Annotated in this window: 17 protein-coding genes, 2 tRNA genes and 1 other RNA gene; 17 read left to right on the top strand and 3 right to left on the bottom strand. The window is 30.6% G+C overall.

The genetic code is table 11. The features are described 5' to 3' along the window. Window positions 1–3 precede the first annotated feature (3 nt). Window positions 4–1,359: an MATE family efflux transporter gene (locus DR024_RS17075; RefSeq protein ID WP_027098979.1), complete on the top strand. Its 1,356-nt coding sequence runs from the start codon at window positions 4–6 to the stop codon at window positions 1,357–1,359. Between the two features lie 72 nt (window positions 1,360–1,431). On the opposite strand, the gene DR024_RS17070 is transcribed toward DR024_RS17075, so the two are convergent. Then, complete coding sequence (locus DR024_RS17070; protein ID WP_027098978.1) at window positions 1,432–2,148, bottom strand: lysophospholipid acyltransferase family protein; 717 nt, start codon at window positions 2,146–2,148, stop codon at window positions 1,432–1,434. Between the two features lie 133 nt (window positions 2,149–2,281). On the opposite strand from DR024_RS17070, the gene DR024_RS17065 reads away from it, so the two are divergent. The 9 genes from DR024_RS17065 to ffs all read left to right on the top strand — a co-directional run bounded on the left by DR024_RS17065 (window position 2,282) and on the right by ffs (window position 9,954). Continuing rightward, the gene (locus DR024_RS17065; protein ID WP_099314344.1) at window positions 2,282–3,070 is read left to right on the top strand and encodes a staygreen family protein; all 789 of its coding nucleotides are present in this window, start codon (window positions 2,282–2,284) and stop codon (window positions 3,068–3,070) included. 34 nt (window positions 3,071–3,104) lie between these two features. Then, complete coding sequence (locus DR024_RS17060; protein WP_099314343.1) at window positions 3,105–3,965, top strand: DegV family protein; 861 nt, start codon at window positions 3,105–3,107, stop codon at window positions 3,963–3,965. A gap of 201 nt (window positions 3,966–4,166) precedes the next feature. Then, complete coding sequence (locus tag DR024_RS17055) at window positions 4,167–6,569, top strand: cation-translocating P-type ATPase (RefSeq protein ID WP_099314342.1); 2,403 nt, start codon at window positions 4,167–4,169, stop codon at window positions 6,567–6,569. Window positions 6,570–6,687: 118 nt separating this feature from the next. Next, window positions 6,688–6,762, top strand: a tRNA-Arg gene (locus tag DR024_RS17050). 158 nt (window positions 6,763–6,920) lie between these two features. Continuing rightward, entirely contained in the window at window positions 6,921–8,171 is a 1,251-nt protein-coding gene (locus DR024_RS17045) for an HlyC/CorC family transporter (protein ID WP_027099116.1), read from the top strand. 53 nt (window positions 8,172–8,224) lie between these two features. Continuing rightward, window positions 8,225–8,686, top strand: coding sequence for a nucleoside deaminase (locus DR024_RS17040; protein WP_027099115.1), 462 nt, complete (start codon window positions 8,225–8,227; stop codon window positions 8,684–8,686). A 3-nt stretch (window positions 8,687–8,689) separates the two neighbouring features. Further along, window positions 8,690–9,457: a prolipoprotein diacylglyceryl transferase gene (lgt, locus tag DR024_RS17035; RefSeq protein ID WP_027099114.1), complete on the top strand. Its 768-nt coding sequence runs from the start codon at window positions 8,690–8,692 to the stop codon at window positions 9,455–9,457. 140 nt (window positions 9,458–9,597) lie between these two features. Next, window positions 9,598–9,687: transfer RNA gene (locus tag DR024_RS17030), tRNA-Ser, on the top strand. 3 nt (window positions 9,688–9,690) lie between these two features. Beyond that, window positions 9,691–9,954: signal recognition particle sRNA large type (gene ffs / locus DR024_RS17025), an RNA gene on the top strand. Window positions 9,955–10,106: 152 nt separating this feature from the next. Here the strand turns inward: ffs and DR024_RS17020 are convergent. After that, a complete protein-coding gene (locus DR024_RS17020; protein WP_027099113.1) occupies window positions 10,107–10,598 on the bottom strand; it encodes a dihydrofolate reductase in 492 nt (163 codons plus the stop codon). After that, the gene (locus DR024_RS17015) at window positions 10,598–11,389 is read right to left on the bottom strand and encodes a thymidylate synthase (protein WP_027099112.1); all 792 of its coding nucleotides are present in this window, start codon (window positions 11,387–11,389) and stop codon (window positions 10,598–10,600) included. Before DR024_RS17015 ends, DR024_RS17020 begins: the two co-directional genes overlap by 1 nt. Window positions 11,390–11,513: 124 nt before the next feature. Here DR024_RS17015 and dnaX point away from each other — a divergent pair, with 124 nt between their 5' ends. The 7 genes from dnaX to DR024_RS16980 all read left to right on the top strand — a co-directional run bounded on the left by dnaX (window position 11,514) and on the right by DR024_RS16980 (window position 17,534). Then, window positions 11,514–13,151 carry a DNA polymerase III subunit gamma/tau gene (gene dnaX, locus DR024_RS17010; protein WP_099314339.1) on the top strand — a complete coding sequence of 546 codons (1,638 nt, stop codon included), beginning with the start codon at window positions 11,514–11,516 and terminating at the stop codon, window positions 13,149–13,151. Window positions 13,152–13,217: 66 nt separating this feature from the next. After that, window positions 13,218–13,562 (top strand): YbaB/EbfC family nucleoid-associated protein, encoded by a 345-nt coding sequence (locus tag DR024_RS17005; protein ID WP_027099110.1) that lies wholly within the window; start codon window positions 13,218–13,220, stop codon window positions 13,560–13,562. A gap of 67 nt (window positions 13,563–13,629) precedes the next feature. Next, entirely contained in the window at window positions 13,630–14,226 is a 597-nt protein-coding gene (gene recR / locus DR024_RS17000; protein ID WP_027099109.1) for a recombination mediator RecR, read from the top strand. Window positions 14,227–14,437: 211 nt separating this feature from the next. After that, complete coding sequence (locus DR024_RS16995; protein ID WP_027099108.1) at window positions 14,438–14,716, top strand: DUF2508 family protein; 279 nt, start codon at window positions 14,438–14,440, stop codon at window positions 14,714–14,716. A 19-nt stretch (window positions 14,717–14,735) separates the two neighbouring features. Beyond that, a complete protein-coding gene (locus DR024_RS16990; protein ID WP_373208131.1) occupies window positions 14,736–15,011 on the top strand; it encodes a pro-sigmaK processing inhibitor BofA family protein in 276 nt (91 codons plus the stop codon). Between the two features lie 382 nt (window positions 15,012–15,393). Then, on the top strand, window positions 15,394–16,308 hold the full coding sequence (locus DR024_RS16985) for an ABC transporter ATP-binding protein (RefSeq protein ID WP_027099106.1): 915 nt from the start codon (window positions 15,394–15,396) through the stop codon (window positions 16,306–16,308). After that, complete coding sequence (locus tag DR024_RS16980; protein ID WP_055184949.1) at window positions 16,308–17,534, top strand: ABC transporter permease; 1,227 nt, start codon at window positions 16,308–16,310, stop codon at window positions 17,532–17,534. The genes DR024_RS16985 and DR024_RS16980 overlap by 1 nt, the downstream gene beginning before the upstream one ends. Window positions 17,535–17,616 lie beyond the last annotated feature (82 nt).

Here is a 17,616-nt window from a genome sequence, read left to right as displayed (position 1 = left end):
ATTATGGGAATATTAAGGGATAAAAAGTTTATTAAAACGATGCTGACATTAGCAATACCTATAACCATACAAAGCTTTATAACATCATCACTAAATTTAGTAGATAATTTAATGATTGGAAAGTTAGGAGAAGAAGCTATTGCAGCAGTAGGACTTGCTAATCAATATTTCTTTATTTTTATGCTGTGTTTATCAGGAATTAATGCTGGTGCAAGCGTATTTATGTCTCAATATTGGGGTAAAAGAGATGTTAAAAGTATAAAAAAGGTATTAGGTTTAGATTTGACCATAGGATTTATTGCATCTTTATTATTTGGAATAGGAGCATTCTTCTTATCAGACGGTATAATGAGCATATTGTCTAAGGATCCAAGTGTAATAGAATTAGGTGGGATGTACTTAAAGGTTATTGCAATAAGTTATCTTATAACTAATGTAACTCAAGCGTATTCATCTGCATTAAGAAGTACAGAACAACCTAAAGTTACAATGTATGCAAGCTTGATTGGTGTATTAAGTAATGCATTTTTAAACTGGATATTTATATTTGGTAACTTAGGTTGTAAACCAATGGGAGTAGCAGGAGCTGCTTTAGCTACTACTTTAGCAAGAGTAATAGAAATGCTATACATACTATTTGAAGTATATATAAGGAACAATAAAGTATCTTCTAATATAAAAGAGCTATTTAGTTTTGATTTTATCTTTGTAAAAACTTACTTTAGAACATCTACATCTGTAATAATAAATGAATTAGTATGGTCATTAGGACTTACTTCTTATTCTATAGCTTATGCACAGATAGGTACAAGTGCAGTAGCAACCATGCAAATAGCAACTACATTAAATAATATGTTTATGGTATTTTGTATAGGGCTTGCAAGTGCAGCAGCTATAATGGTAGGTAATAAAATTGGGTCAGGACATGAGGAAGAGGCTGTAGATTATTCTAAGAAAATAGGAATTGTATCACCTATAGTGGGACTAGCTTTGGGCGTATTAATATGGATATTTGCCCCTACAATTTTAAAGTTATTTAATATTACTGAAGGTACAGTAAGTGACACCATATATGTATTAAGAATTATGGCAGTTTTCTGTTCAATAAGAACATATAATGTTGTAATGATAGTTGGTGTATTCAGAGGTGGTGGAGATACGACGTATTCAATGCTAGTTCAGGCAGGTACTATATGGCTTTTTGCTGTTCCAATGGCATTTATAGGAGCAGTAGTTCTTCAAGTGCCGGTATATGTAGTTTATTTCTTTATATGCTTAGAAGAGGTAGTTAAGCTGTTCTTTGAGTTTGCTAGATTAAGATCTGGTAAATGGGTTAATAATGTAATAAGTTCTAATTAGATAGGTAATAAAAAATGAGTTGTTGCAACGGAGCAACAACTCATTTTTTTATTATCTAAAATATAATGAAGCTTATTTTAATGGTGATAATATTATAGATTCAACTTTTTCTGGTAAAGATAAAGATTCCTCTTTGCTTAGTGATTTAGTATCTATTGCTGGATGAATAATAACCTCAACTTTATCAGCCTTAATTTTGTTACCATTTCGCTCTAATAGTTTATAAGTACCATTTATAGTAATAGGAACTATTGGAACCTTTGGCTTAAGTGCTAATTTAAAGCTTCCACTTTTAAATTCATGAGGCTCTCCACCTTTACTTCTTGTTCCCTCAGGGAAGATTACCATAGAATAACCGCTTTTTAAAATATTAATTCCCTCAACAATAGCTTCAGCTGATTTTCTTAAATTAGCTCTATCCATAAATATGCATCTTATATATCTCATCCATGTACTTATTCCAGGCCAGTTTTCAAGTTCTTTTTTTGCTATAAAGCCTTTTGGTACATCAATAACACTCATTAATAGTGGGATATCAAAGAAGCTTTGGTGATTTGCCATAAATAATACAGTTTGGTCATCAGGTATATTTTCAAGACCTTTAACAGTAATTTCTGCACCACTCATTTTCATTACAAAACGAGCCCAACCTCTTGTTACTTTATGAATAAATATTGTTTTCTCTTTTGTTTTTCCTCTAAGTTCTAAATATTTAATTCTAATTAGTGCCAACAGCGAAACAAATAAGCTTAATACCACTGCAGGATAAAATAAAATAGTTCTTATCATAAATATAATTCCTTTCTAGAATCAAAATTTTATATAAAAACAGTATATTATATCTTAATAATAAATAAAAGAACTAATAAACTTAATAATTCATATAAATGCATTATAAATAATATTATTAAGGGGATTAAAAGTGAAAGAGTTTATGAAAGAAAAACTTAATATTGAAGTTAATGACTTATTATTAGAGAACGCAAACATACAAAATCGATTTTATACATTAACACACTCAGATGAAACAGGAGAATTATTTTTGTTTATAGATACAAAGTATAGGGAGGATAAGTTTTCAAAGCATAGAGATGAAGTTATATCATGTTGGAAAGAGATTGATAATAAATATATTTTAGAAGTATACTTATGTATAGATGGACAGGATAATATTGGTGATATAGAGAAAAGAGATATAATATTTAGAAAAGAACTTCCACTAGCTTTAGAAGCAATAGTATATGGTGATAAGGGGATTTTTCTTGGTAACAAAAGTTTAATAGATTCTCCAATTATAGTTTACTTTAATTCGAGTAATCCTAAATACAATAAGATAGAAAGGTGGGGACAAGTATCTGATTATTTAATAAAAAATGATAGGGTACAAAACAATTTTAAAGTACCTCAGAATATAATAAATTCAAGATTAAAGGATGGAGTAATATTTACATTATTAAGTACCTATATAGAGAAAGAAATGAAAAAGATATATGGTTCAAAGTATGTATACTGTCCTAATTTTTCTGATATAATTATGATTAGACCTTTAAGTGCACCTTTAGCATGTAAGGGGAAGTATATTGTTGTAGTAAGAGTAAAATCGGCTGGGATAAATAAAAATCCAGTAAATGAAACTATAATGGAATTTTTAATAAGTACTGATGGAGTTAAAATACAAAGTGTAAAAAATCCTAGGAAATATATGGGGTAATATTATAAACTATTTTATAGAAAGTGGTGATTTTATGGGAGTAAAGTTAGTTACAGATAGTACAAGTTATATTTCTGAAGAATTAATAAATAAATATAATATTTCAATTGCATCATTAAATGTTATACTTCAAGGAAAAAGCTATAGAGAAGTTAATTTAGATAATAAGTATTTCTATGAGGTTATGGATCAATCAGAGGAGATACCAACATCATCACAACCAAGTATAGATGAGCTTTTAGATATATTTAAAAGTATTGTTAAGTCAGGAGATAATGTTGTAGGAGTATTTCTATCATCAGATATGAGTGGGACATATTCTAGTGCACATTTAGCAAAGAATATGGTTTTGGAAGAGTATCCAGATGCAAGGATAGAAATAATAGATTCAAGAACTAACTGTATGCAAATGGGATTTCAAGTAATTGAAGGAGCAAGAGCTGCAAAGGAAGGAAAATCTATAGAAGAAGTAGTTGAAGTAGTTAATAATGTTGTTAAGTCTAGTAGATTTTTATTTGTACCAGATACATTAAGGTATCTTAAAAAAGGTGGAAGAATAGGTGGTGCTGCTGCTTTATTTGGAACAATACTTCAGATAAGACCAATTCTTACTGTAAGAGATGGAGTTACTTCGGTTTTTGAAAAAGTTAGAACAAAGAAAAAAGCAGTTAATGCAATAGTAGATAAGGTATTAGATGATATTAAAAATTATGGCCTTGGAGATGTTATAGTTCATCATATAAATTGTGAAGAAGAAGGAAGAGAACTTGCGAAGAGGCTAGAAGAAGAGTTAAATATTCCAATAAGGATACAATCTATAGGACCAATAATAGGTTTGCATGTAGGACCAGGAAGTATAGGGGTAGCTTATTTTACTAAAAAGGAATTATTATAAGAGGTAGGAGCTGAGTTATAGGCTCCTACTTTTTTTGTTAAAAATAATAAATCTTAAAAATATATAAATAAAAAAATATATAAATATAACAATATATAAATAAGAATTAATACAATCTTTCTATTTATTTAAGAGTATTTTAAGATTATAAAAGTAAAATGAAATTATAAAGTGGATTGTGAAAGATATAAGGAGTATTGTATGGAGTGTAGAAATAGTTTTTATGATAACGTCAACAACTCCTCCTTTATAGTAAGAAATAGCAACAAGGGTCTTACAGATGATGAAGTAAGAGATAGAATTGCAAGAGGAGAAGTAAATAAAATACCAAAGGCGCCTTCAAGAACAATGTGGCAAATGATAAGGGCAAATTTTTTTAATATATTTAATGCCTTAAATATAATATTAGCTTTGGTTTGTATAGCAGCAGGATCTCCAAAGAATGCTATATTTGCAGGCGTAATAATAATAAATAGCATTATTGGAGTTGTACAAGAATTAAGTGCTAGGAGCACCTTAGAAGAGTTGTCTGTTTTAAGCATGGCTCATGCCAAGGTATTAAGAAATGGAAAGATTAAAAAGGTTTGTGTTGAAGAATTAGTTTTAAATGATATTGTATACCTTGATTCGGGTAACCAGGTTTTAGCTGATTGTGAGCTTATTGATGGTGATGAATTAGAAGTAGATGAATCTATGTTAACAGGAGAGTCTGATTCAGTATATAAAGAAAAGGGAGATAAAATATTATCAGGGAGTTTTATTATCGCAGGTGAAGGATTAGCTGAGGTTAAGAAAGTAGGTGCAAATACTTACTCATCTCAATTAGCTGAAGAAGCAAGAAAATTTAAGATAATTAATTCAGAGTTGCAATCATCTATAAGCAAAATAATAAAAATTCTATTGTGGTTAATAGTGCCAATAGGAATAATTTTAACAACAACACAAATAGTTTTTAGTAATATTGGATGGAGAAGTGCAGTGTTAGGAGCTGTTTCTGGAATAGTAGGAATGATACCTGAAGGTTTAGTTCTTCTAACAAGTGCAACCTTTATAGTATCTGTAGTTAAGCTTGCAAAATATAAGACATTAGTACAGCAATTATCGGCAACAGAAGTTTTAGCTAGAGTTGATGTGTTATGTGTTGATAAAACAGGTACAATTACAGAAGGAAAGCTTAATTTAGTTAATGTTGAGTTAATAGGAAATAGTGATAAAGAACTAGTAGACATAGCATTATCAACATTAGTACATAATTTACCCAATAAAAATCCAACTCAATTAGCTATATTAGAAAGATATAAAGATTGTGCTACCTTAGATGTATTAGAAAAAGTACCATTTTCATCTAGAAGAAAGTGGGGAGGAATAGTAATAAAAGGTGAAGAAGCTTGGATATTAGGTGCACCTGAAATATTATTGGGTGATAGATACAGTAAGTTTAGTGAGAAAATTGAGAAGGAAGCTAGAAAAGGAAGAAGAATTTTACTGTTAGGAAGAATGGGTCAATCTTCTCTAAAAAATGGAATTAAGGAGCAAGTTAAAGAAGAGGCGTTAATTTATATAGAAGATGTTATTAAGGAGGAAGCTCCAAGAGTATTAAAATATTTTAAAGAAGAAGGAGTTAATTTAAGAGTAATATCAGGAGATAATCCAGTTACTGTTTCAGCAGTAGCAATGAGAGCTGGCTTAAAAAACTGGGATAAGTATGTAGATGCAAGAACTTTACCGGAGGATATTGAAGAATTAAAAAAAGTTATAGATGAGTATACTATTTTTGGAAGAGTAACCCCACATCAAAAGAAGGATATTATAAAAGCATTACAAGCTAATGGTCATACTGTTGCAATGACAGGAGATGGGGTAAATGATGTATTAGCATTAAAAGAATCTGATTGTGGAATAGCCATGGCTAATGGTTCGGATGCAACAAGAGCTGTAGCCCAGCTAGTACTTCTAAATTCTGATTTTGGAGCATTGCCTCATATAGTTGAAGAGGGAAGAAAGCAAATAAATAACCTAGAAAGAGTGGCAGAGTTATTTCTATCAAAAACGGTGTTTTTTGTATGTTTAGCATTTATTTTTTCAGCATTAATGCTACCTTATCCACTATTACCAATACAGGCTTCTTTAGTTGGTAGTTGTGCAATAGGTATACCTGCATTCTTTTTAGCTTTATTGCCATCTAGAGGTAGGGTAAAGAGCGGATTCTTAAAAAGAATATTAACAACAAGTATTCCTAATGGTGTGCTTATGGTTACTTTTACTACAGCAGGATATATAATGAGTTACTTATCAGGGGCGAGTATAGAAGTTAGTAGGTCTATAGCCCTACTAATATTTGCAGGTATAAGTTTAATTATATTAATTAGATTATCTTTTCCTATTACTAAATTTAAATTTGTATTAGTAATATGTATGATAAGTTGTATTGTATTATGCTATACGACGCCAATTGGTAGGGAAGTATTTAGTTTGTCACCATTAACAATTAGAGAATGGGGTATAGCAGGAATATTTACAGTTTTATCTTGGCCTTTAATATCTATAACGGTTAAGGGTGCTAGAGTTTTATTTAAAGAAAATTCAAAAGTTCAAATGGTTTAAGTAAGAAGTCCTCTAGTTTTGAGGACTTCTATTTTAGCGTTATATAGAATTAAGAGAGTTATAAAGTTGACAACTAATGGCAAGTGTAATAAAATCTATATGTAATTTAATTAAATATGTCCTCATAGTTCAATGGATAGAATAGTCCCCTCCTAAGGGATAGATGTAGGTTCGATTCCTACTGGGGATACCAAGTACTCAAGAAAATCTTGAGTACTTTTTTTATAAATTAGATTTGTACATGATATTAATATTAGAATTTCTAGGCATAATAGTTAATATAAAAAATAGAAATATTATGATATAATAAATATTAAAATATATTTAGGAGAATTAGGAGAGTGATTATAGTTGGACTCTAGTTACACGTTTGAGATAATTCTATTAGTTATAATGATTATATTATCAGGATTTTTCTCGATGTCAGAGACAGCACTTATGTCTTTAAGTAAGATAAGAATTAGGCATATGGTAGATGAAAATGTAAAAGGCGCAAAGCTTGTGGAAAATTTAATTGAAGACCCAAACAAGCTTCTGGGAGCAATACTTATAGGAAACAATATAGTTAATATAGGAGCATCGTCATTGGCTACTTCATTAGCTTTAAAGTTATTTGGAGGTAGTGATAAGGCTGTTACTGTAGTAACCTTAGTTATGACTATATTAATACTTATATTTGGTGAAATAACACCTAAATCAATTGCAAAACAAAAGTCAGAAAACGTATCATTATTTGTTAGTAAGCCTATTAAACTAGTGGTATCTGTTTTTAGACCGCTTGTTAGTGTATTTACTGGAATCTCATCTATATTTATTAGGCTTCTTGGAGGAAATCCTAAAGCGTCTGAGCCATTTATAACGCAGGAAGAATTAAAGACAATGGTTGGTGTAAGCGAAGAAGAAGGCGTTCTTGAAGATGTAGAAAAAGAAATGATATTTAATGTTTTTGATTTTGCAGATATGCAAGTTGAAGATATAATGGTTCAAAGAGTTGATATAACTGCTATAGATGTTGAATCCACATATAAAGAAGTTTTGGAAATAATAAAAATGGAACAATTTTCTAGAATTCCTGTTTATAAGGAAACTATTGATAATATTATAGGAATACTTAATGTTAAAGATTTGATAATAGCAGATATAAATGAAGAAGATTTTAAGGTTACAGATTATACAAGAGAGCCTTTCTATACATTTGAATTTAAGAAAATAACAGAAGTATTTAAGGAAATGAAAAAGAGTAAAAACCACATGTCTATAGTTTTAGATGAGTATGGTGGAACTGTTGGAATAATAACTATCGAAGATTTAATTGAAGAAATAGTTGGTGAAATAGAAGACGAGTATGACGATGAAGATGAAATGATTGAGGTAGTAAAAGAAGACGAATATATAGTAGACGGAAGTGCTAGACTTAATGATATAAGTGATCTTATAGGAGTAAGTATGGAGTCTGAGGAGTTAGATTCTGTAGGTGGATTAGTAATAGGAGAACTTGGAAGAATACCTGAAGAAAAAGAAGAGGTTCTTATTAATAACATCAGATTCGTTGTAGAAGAAGTAGATAAAAATAGGATTAAGAAAGTTAGAATATTTACTTAATGTATAGAGGAGGTTATTTAACTTCCTCTATAGTTATATAGGAGAAATAGTTTATGGACTTTATGAAGTATGCTTTAATAGAAGCTGAAAAGGCTATGGAGGCAGAAGAGATACCAGTTGGTGCTATAGTTGTGAAAGATGGCATTATTATAGGAAGAGGTTATAATCAAAAAGAAAAAAAGAGTAATCCTACTGAACATGCTGAGATTATAGCAATAAGAGAGGCTTGCAGTAACATTGGAGATTGGAGATTAAATGGATGTGAAATGTATGTTACATTAGAACCTTGTCCAATGTGTGCAGGAGCTATTTTGCAAAGTAGAATATCAAGGTTATATATAGGTACATTTAATAAAGATATGGGTGCTTGTGGTTCTGTAGTTAATTTAGTAGACAATAGAAGGTTAAATTCCTTTGTTAATGTTATATGGACTTATGATGAACGATGTAGTGATATATTAAAAAATTTTTTTCATTTAAAGAGGAATGGAATTTTACAGAAGAGGAGATTATAGTTTATGAACAACCCAATTGCATTTGAGTTATTTGGATTAGAAGTAAGGTGGTATGGATTATTAATAGGATTAGGAGTAATGGTTGCTTTAGCATTAGCTTATTTTAACTGTAAAAAGAAAAATTTAAGTTTTGATTTATTAACAGATGGATTTTTAATTGCATTTCCTTGTGCAATTATTGGAGCAAGATTATATTATGTAGCTTTTGAATTTGATAGGTATAGAAACAATCTTATAGATATATTTAATATAAGACAAGGTGGCTTGGCTATTCATGGTGGACTTATAGGAGCTTTTTTAGCTGCATATATTTTTGCAAAAGTGAAGAAGATAAATTTATTAGAGTATATGGATGTTGTAGCTCCATCTTTAATTTTAGCTCAAGCTATAGGAAGATGGGGAAATTTCATGAATTCAGAAGCTCATGGTGGCTCTGTATCTGCTGAATTTATAAGTCGTTTTCCTAAGTTTATACAAGATGGAATGTATATAAGAGGAAATTATTATCATCCAACTTTCTTATATGAATCAATATGGAATTTATTAGTTTGCGGAATTTTAATATTTATTTTGTATAAGAAAAAAGAAGGAACCGATGGAATTGTTATTTCTAGTTATATAGGATTGTATTCTTTAGGAAGATTCTTTATTGAAGGATTAAGAACAGATAGCTTAATGTTCTTTGGATTAAGAATAGCTCAGATAGTAAGTATATTAGGAATAGTTATAAGTATATTTTTATTAGTATATATTTATAGAAAGAAGAAGTAAAATTGAGGACTGTAGCAAATTGCATAGTATATTCAATTTGTGAATAATTCTTTTATAAAATTTTAAGGAAGAAATATTCTATTGAATTAGAATTATATCTATGATATTATAAGGAAGTATTAAAAACAATAGTATATCTTGGAGAGATGTCCGAGTGGTCGAAGGAGCACGCCTGGAACGCGTGTATAGGGGAAACTCTATCGTGGGTTCAAATCCCACTCTCTCCGCCAATGCCGTGCTAGATGGGGAGTTAGCGGTGCCTTGTAACCTGCAATCCGCTATAGCAGGATTGAATTCCCTAGGGAGGCTATAATGAGTATGGTCTGCCCTATGTAAGTGGTGTTGATAGTCGGGTCCCACGCAATGGAACCCATGAACCTCGTCAGGTCCGGAAGGAAGCAGCGATAAGTGGTCACTTTCGTGTGCCGTGGATTAATCTGGCTTGAGCTAACTGCATAGGTAACGCGTATGATTTATAATCGAACTAGGGTGCACGGTTTTATTATGTACACCTTTCTTAAAATAAAGGAAAGGCTTTTTTTATGATATACAAGAAATATTTAGGTTACTCTTCAATAGGATTAACAATATAGGACAATAGGATAAGAAAGAGAGGGAATTTAAGCTTTGCTTAAAATCCCTCTTTTTCTTATTGTCTATCTAAATTAATATATTCAAATTCTATTCCGTTTTTAGGATCTTTCTTTTCACCAGAAGAATAGGTGATTTTCCACTTACTAAAGTCTATATCAGGGAAATAAGTATCTCCTGAAAAACTTCTTTTAATTTTTGTAAGATATAACTTGCTACAATAAGGAAAAGTTGTATTGTATATTTCTCCTCCACCAATTACGAAGGCATTTTCACTATTATTTGCATATTCATTTATAACATCTTGAATATTATGTACTATTTCAACTTGATTAGAATCAACTTTATAATTTTCATCTCTAGTTATAACTATATGTTTTCTACCAGGAAGAACTCCAGGTAATGATTCAAAGGTTTTTCTACCCATTATTAGGGTATTATCCATGGTTATTTCTTTAAATCTTTTTAAGTCTTCAGATAAATGCCATAGTAGTTTGTTGTCTCCACCTATTAAGTTGTTTTCTGCTATAGCAACAATAATTGAAAGCATTAAACAGACACCTCCATTTTAATTGCAGGATGATATTCATAGTCTATTAATTTAATATCATCAATTGTAAATTCATAAAAGTCTTTTATTTCAGGGTTTAACCATAATTTAGGAGCAGAATATGCATCATTTGCTCTAGTAATTTGTACTTCTATACCCTCAATTTGGTTTTCATATATATGAGCATTATTAATTACATGAGTAAATAAGCCAGGCTTTAATCCTGTAACTTGTGCTAGCATATGAGTTAGAACTGAAAATTGAGCACTGTTAAAAGGAACTCCTAAAGGCATATCACCGGATCTTTGAATTAACATACAGTTTAGGTGACCGTCAGTAACATCCCACATAGTTAAGAAACAGCAAGGAGCAAGGCTCATCTCAGGAAGGTCTTCCCAGTTCCAAAGATTCAACATCATTCTTCTATCTTGAGGATTGTTCTTTAATGCTTCTATTAGATTATCTATTTGGTGAAATTTTTTTACTTGGTATCCATAGGCTTTACCGATAGTACCATCTTCACCTTCCCATTCATTCCAAATCTTAACGTTCATTTGTCTTAAATCTTCAACTACATTAGATTGCTTTTGATAAATCCAAAGCATTTCTTTAACGGCTGTTTTAAAAGCAACAAACTTAGTTGTTAGGATAGGAAACTCTTTTTGAAGATTAAATTGCATTATTTGATGTGGCAACTTATACGTAGGCATTCCAGTTCTATTATTATCATAATACCCATTATCTAGAATGTCTTTTACTATAGATAAATATTTTTCATCGTAAAGACTCATAATTAACCTCCCTAAAAATAGTATCTAAACTATTTTAACATATTAAATAATTATTTACTAATATGTTCTGCAGTAGTGTATAATAAGAAATGTAGGATTTAACAAGAGTAGAGAGGTGAAGACCTTGGCATATACAGCCTTATATAGAGAATGGAGACCTAAAAATTTTGAAGATGTAGTAGGTCAAGAACACATAACAACTACATTAAAAAATCAAATACAAAATGATAGAATTGCTCATGCTTATCTTTTTTGTGGAACTAGAGGAACAGGAAAAACTTCTACTGCAAAAGTTATGGCAAAGGCTTTAAATTGTCTTAATCCTGTGAATGGAGAACCTTGCAATGAATGTGAAATGTGCAAGAAGATAAATGAGGGATTAGCGATAGATGTCACAGAATTAGATGCTGCTTCTAATAATGGAGTAGATAAGATTAGAGATATAATTGATGATGCGAAATATCCTCCACAGGAAGCTAGATTTAAAGTATATATAATGGACGAGGTTCATATGTTATCTATGGGAGCAGTAAATGCTTTCCTAAAAACACTAGAAGAACCACCAGCTAACGTAATATTTATTTTGGCAACTACTGACCCTCAAAAGTTACCTATAACTATACTTTCTAGATGTCAAAGATTTGACTTTAAGAGAATTAGTAAGTCAGATATTTCAGATAGATTAAGAAAAATAGTAGGTGCTCAGGGAGTTTTAGCAGATGAAAAAAGTTTGGAGCTTATTTCCAGAGTTTCTGATGGTGCTATGAGAGATGCATTAAGTATATTGGATCAATCAATTGCAATGGGGGATGGTTCTGTTAATTATGATAGCGTAGTTGGAATGCTTGGATTAGTAACTAATGAATACTTGTTTAATATAACTTCAGCAATAATAGAAAGAAACATACAAAAAGCAATGAACATTATTGAAGAAGTAGTTTATGCAGGTAAGGATATAAATTTATTTATTAAGGATTTAACAGGACATTTTAGAAATTTATTAATGGCAAAAGTAACTAATAATCCTGAAGAAGTGTTAGATATGTCTATGGAAAATATAAATCTTATAAAAGAGCAAGGCTCTAGAATAAGAGTAGAAGAAATAATGAGAGATATTAGAATACTTCAAGAGGCAGAGGGTAATGCTAAGATTAGTAAACAAGCAAGACTATATTTAGAATTAGCTACAATAAAAATGTGTAAAATTGAATATGATACATCTAGTGAAGTAATTCTTGCTAGAATAAATAGATTAGAAGAAGTAATAAAGAGTGGAAAGATACAAGTGGCTCAAGCACAACAAGGTAGCAATCAGGATGATGAAGTATCTAATGTGCAAAAAAGAGTTGCAACACAAGATGTAATTAACAAAGAACAAGCAGTAACAGAAACTCCTGTTATTGAAGTGAATACTAATGCAACAACGTCTATTGGAGATATACAAAGAGCATGGCATGATATATTAGAAGCTTTAAAAGCTAGAAGAGCTATGGTTATATATGCCTCATTAATGACAGGAAGACCTGTAGCCTGTAATAATGGGATTGTTTTAATAAAATATGAAGAAGAGTATGCATTTAATAAAATAAGGTTAGAAAAACCTGATAACATAAAGGTTATTAATGAAGTAGTTTCAGAAGTAATGAGAGAGAGATTAAAGGTTAGATTTACTGTTGAAACTAAAGAAGAAGCAGAAAGAAACCCTGAAGAAGTTCTTTTACAGGCATTAGGAGAATCTGCATTAGAAATAATAGATGAATAAAAGATAGAATTGAATTAAAAAATACTATATAATATAAAATATATATTTTGTAAGGAGGAATTGATTATGGCAAGAGGTGGATTTCCAGGTGGCTTCGGCGGAGGAAATATTAATAACTTAATGAAGCAAGCTCAAGCAATGCAAAAGCAAATGGAAGAAATGCAAAAAGAAGTTGAAGCTGCTGAATTTGAAGCTTCAGTTGGTGGAGGAGCTATTTCAGTTCGTGTAAATGGAAAGAAAGAAGTTTTAGGAATTAACATAAAACCAGAAGTAGTAGATCCAGATGATGTGGAAATGTTAGAAGATTTAGTACTTAGTGCTGTAAATGAAGCTTTAAGAAAAGCTGATGAAGAAACAGCTAATAAGATGGGTAAATTAACAGGTGGTTTAAAGATGCCTGGTTTATTCTAGGAAATTATTTAAGGCATACAGGTATAAATTATTCCTGTATGCCTTTTTACTGAAAGGAATGAGAGAGATGGATTTTTATCCAGTAGCTATAGAAAAACTAATAGAAGAATTTGCAAAGTTACCCAGTATAGGACAAAAGACAGCTCAAAGACTAGCTCTACATGTATTAAATTTACCTGAAGATGAGGTTAAAGAATTTGCAGGAGCGTTAGTTAAGGCGAGAGGAACTATAAAATACTGTTCGGTTTGTGGGAACTTTACTGATAGTGACCCATGTGCAATATGTTCAAATCCTAATAGAGATAAGGGCGTAATTTGTGTAGTAGAGCAACCTAAAGATATTATGACCATGGAAAAGGTAAAGGAATTTAATGGGCTTTATCACGTTCTGCACGGAAATATTTCTCCTATGCAAGGAAGAGGTCCACAAGATATTAGAATAAGAGAATTAGTATCTAGAATGAGAGAAGACATAAAAGAAGTTATAGTTGCAACTAATCCCAATATTGAGGGAGAGGCAACAGCTATGTACATATCTAAGATCTTAAAACCTCTAGATGTTAAGGTAACAAGAATTGCAGCTGGAATTCCAGTAGGTGGAGATTTAGAGTATGCAGATGAAGTAACTCTATCTAAAGCCTTAGAAGGTAGAACTGAAATATAATGTGGAAATAAAAAGGAGGGCCACAATTTACATTGGGCCCCTTAATAGATAGATGGGAGTTTTAGAAGTTTTGTTTGATAATGAGTGAAAAGCTTCTTATAGAATTAATATATGGGATATAGTGAAATGTGTTCCAAATTTTTTTTGAGTACTTGTATACTACCTCTAAAAAATGGAAATAATCTAGATAAATAAGTTTGGAGGGGTAGTTGTGAATAAAAAGAATATAATTCAATATATTACAGGTATTAAGGAAAATGAAAATGAAGGATTAGATATTGTAGATGCAATTGAAGATGCCAAGGCAGAACTTGAAGCAGCAAGAAGCACATTCGATAATGTACAGGACTCAAAATTAATTGAACTTGCTATCTATGCTGAAGAAGTTGCATTAAAAAGATATGAATATTTGCTTTCTTTGGCGAAAGAAAGAGATATTAGAGTAAGTAATGAATATATATTAGATAGGTGCATAAGAATGGCAGAGTAAAGTAAATGGGGGGATTTTAATGGAAGAATTAACACAGTTAGTAACTATGAATCCAATAATATTTGGTATAGTAGGGCTAGTCATATTATTTATTATTTTAAAGTTATTTAAGTGGCCTTTAAAGATACTTCTTAATGGTGTATTTGGTGTTATTTTATTATACTTAGTTAATTTTATAGGTGGACAAGTTGGATATCCAAATCTTATTGGAGTCAACTGGATAACAGCTCTTGTAGCAGGATTTTTAGGAATACCAGGGGTAGCTGTTTTAGTAATATTTAAATTGTTTATGTAGTTTTGAGCTCACTTAATAGGTGAGCTTTTTTATTCTTTAGAAAATTATAGATTCAATTAAGTTGTGGGTAGCTTCAACAATTTAGTAATACATTAGTTCATTTCTTCATAAAGAATAAAAAAATAAAATATATGCCCTTGCAAGATTTTCCTCAGGCAAGCTTCGGAAACTCTAATGAGTAAGTTCTATTTACCAAATTTAAATTTGGAATATCACTTATGCAGATGGGCGAAAAAAATCGACAGCTCCACAGTCGCCTTGGAGATTTTTTATATAAATAATATAATTTAAGAATATGTTAAGAAAAAACTAAGGTTTTAGATTGTTTATTTTTAAGTATTGTTGTTTATCATTAGGATATAGAATTTTAGGAGGAGAACATATGAAAGTTTTAGAAGTAAAAGGGGTAAAGAAAAAACTTGGCAAAAGAGAAATTATTAAAGGTTTAGATTTATCTGTAAATGAAGGAGAAATTTTTGGTTTCTTAGGACCAAACGGTGCAGGTAAAACAACAACTATAAGAATGCTTGTTGGATTAATATCTCCAAATGAAGGGGAAATAGTAGTATGTGGTAAAAGTGTTTTATCAGAAAAAGAGCAAGCGCTTAAAAATGTTGGTGCAGTTGTAGAAAATCCGGAACTTTATAAATATCTTTCTGGTAGAGAAAATCTTATGCAAATAGCAAGGATAAGAAAAGTATCTAAAGAAGAAGTAGAAGAATTAATAGATTTAGTTGGTCTTAAAGATAGAATAGATGATAAAGTAAGAAAGTATTCTTTAGGAATGAAACAAAGACTTGGATTAGCTACTGCATTAATAGGAAATCCTAAGTTATTGATTTTAGATGAGCCTACAAACGGGTTAGACCCTTCAGGAATTATAGATTTTAGAGATGTTGTAAAGAAGGCAGCAAGAGAAAGAGGAATGGCTGTATTTATTTCTTCCCATATATTAAGTGAGGTTCAAAATCTTTGTGATAGAGTTGCATTTATAAATAATGGAGTTATTAAGTCTGTAGAAGATATTCATGATAATAGCATGGAAACTGAATTGGATAGTCTAACATTAGTTGTTTCAAGCAATAAGGAACAAGCTGTAAAAGTATTGAAAGACATTGGGTTCGTAAATTCATCAACAGTTATAGATGAGGAAATTCATATAATAGTTGAAACAGGAAAAACAACGGAATTATTAAAAGTATTATTAAAGAATAATGTGTTAGTTGAAGAAATTTATAAGAATAGAAAAGGACTTGAACAAAGATATATGGAGCTTGTTGAAGGAGGGATAAGATAATGATATTTACATTAATAAAAAATGAATTAATTAAGATATCTAAAAGATCTAAAACATGGATTGTATTTGCATTGTTTGCTATTTGTGTAGTTGGAATTGGAATTATAAGTAATATAGATGCAAAAAATATAGCTTACAATAATACTCCAGAGGGTAGAATAGAATCTTTAAATAGCTCTATCCAATATGCTGAAGATCACTTAAAAGAGTTAGAGACATACAAGGATAAGTGGGCAGAGGAAGCAATAGAGGAGCAAAAGCAATATATAATTAGCTTAAAGGAAGAGATTAAGCTTCAAGAGGAAAGAAAGAAGAATCCTGATGACCCTAATTTGTGGAGAAAAACATTAGAACAAGAAAAGAAAAATATTCAAGAAGTTTTAGATGATACAAGTTATCCTGATAGATATAAGACACATGAGAAACAAAGACTGGCAGAAATAAATTCATATTTAGATGCTGGAGTAAAACCAGTAGAAGAGTGGGAGTTCTATCCTACAAATGTTGGAATGCAATTTATGCAAGTTGTAGGTTTAATAATATTAGCAGCAGGTATTGCTGTGTTTATGAGTGATATTGTTTCAGGTGAATCTACACCAGCTACATTAAAGTTTTTATTAGTTCAACCAATTTCAAGAGCAAAGGTTATTTTGTCTAAGTTTATTGCAGTTGTTATTACAGTTGTAGCTATGATAGCTGGATTAGAAGTTGCTGCCTATGGAGTGATAGGAGCATTTACTGGATTTGATGCTGCTAAAATGCCTAAATTAATAGGCATGAGATTCCAATGGGATTATAGTGAAGTAGAAAAGTATGGAGCACCTCAATTAACACAAGTTGATGGTAGTGGAATATTATCAACAAGAGGAGATGCATTATTCCAAGGGTTTGCATTACAAATATTATTTATAATTGCATGCTGTGCTCTTATATTTATGATATCTACATTAGTTAAGAGTAGTATGATTAGTATGGCTATTTCAGTATTAGTCTGTGTAGCTAGTACTATGATTTGTATGATGTCCCCTTCTGTAGCATCTAAGTTTGGACATTTAATATTCTTAAACTATGGAAATACAGTTAGTGTTATAGATGGTAGTATATCTCAGATGTTTAATAATCCTAACTTCAGCATAGGCTTTGGAGTTGCCTTAATGGTTGGAACTATTGTTGTTTGTTATACAATATCCACTATTATATTTAAAAAGAAAGATATTCTAGCATAGGTAAAAATAAAGCTTCGCAAATGCGAAGCTTTATTTTTATTAATACTCTATATAAATATTATCCTTACTACCCCTTATTACA

Origin of the sequence: Clostridium paraputrificum (assembly GCF_900447045.1) — a bacterium.
In the GTDB taxonomy this organism is placed as follows: domain Bacteria; phylum Bacillota; class Clostridia; order Clostridiales; family Clostridiaceae; genus Clostridium; species Clostridium paraputrificum.
This window is presented reverse-complemented; position numbering and strand designations above follow the sequence as displayed.

Coding starts and splice junctions, on each gene's coding strand:
- DR024_RS17075 (WP_027098979.1), top strand. CDS start 4: ATGGGAATATTAAGGGATAAAAAGTTTATTAAAACGATGCTGACATTA.
- DR024_RS17070 (WP_027098978.1), bottom strand. CDS start 2,148: ATGATAAGAACTATTTTATTTTATCCTGCAGTGGTATTAAGCTTATTT.
- DR024_RS17060 (WP_099314343.1), top strand. CDS start 3,105: ATGGGAGTAAAGTTAGTTACAGATAGTACAAGTTATATTTCTGAAGAA.
- DR024_RS17055 (WP_099314342.1), top strand. CDS start 4,167: ATGGAGTGTAGAAATAGTTTTTATGATAACGTCAACAACTCCTCCTTT.
- DR024_RS17040 (WP_027099115.1), top strand. CDS start 8,225: ATGGACTTTATGAAGTATGCTTTAATAGAAGCTGAAAAGGCTATGGAG.
- lgt (WP_027099114.1), top strand. CDS start 8,690: ATGAACAACCCAATTGCATTTGAGTTATTTGGATTAGAAGTAAGGTGG.
- DR024_RS17020 (WP_027099113.1), bottom strand. CDS start 10,598: ATGCTTTCAATTATTGTTGCTATAGCAGAAAACAACTTAATAGGTGGA.
- DR024_RS17015 (WP_027099112.1), bottom strand. CDS start 11,389: ATGAGTCTTTACGATGAAAAATATTTATCTATAGTAAAAGACATTCTA.
- DR024_RS17005 (WP_027099110.1), top strand. CDS start 13,218: ATGGCAAGAGGTGGATTTCCAGGTGGCTTCGGCGGAGGAAATATTAAT.
- recR (WP_027099109.1), top strand. CDS start 13,630: ATGGATTTTTATCCAGTAGCTATAGAAAAACTAATAGAAGAATTTGCA.
- DR024_RS16990 (WP_373208131.1), top strand. CDS start 14,736: ATGGAAGAATTAACACAGTTAGTAACTATGAATCCAATAATATTTGGT.
- DR024_RS16985 (WP_027099106.1), top strand. CDS start 15,394: ATGAAAGTTTTAGAAGTAAAAGGGGTAAAGAAAAAACTTGGCAAAAGA.
- DR024_RS16980 (WP_055184949.1), top strand. CDS start 16,308: ATGATATTTACATTAATAAAAAATGAATTAATTAAGATATCTAAAAGA.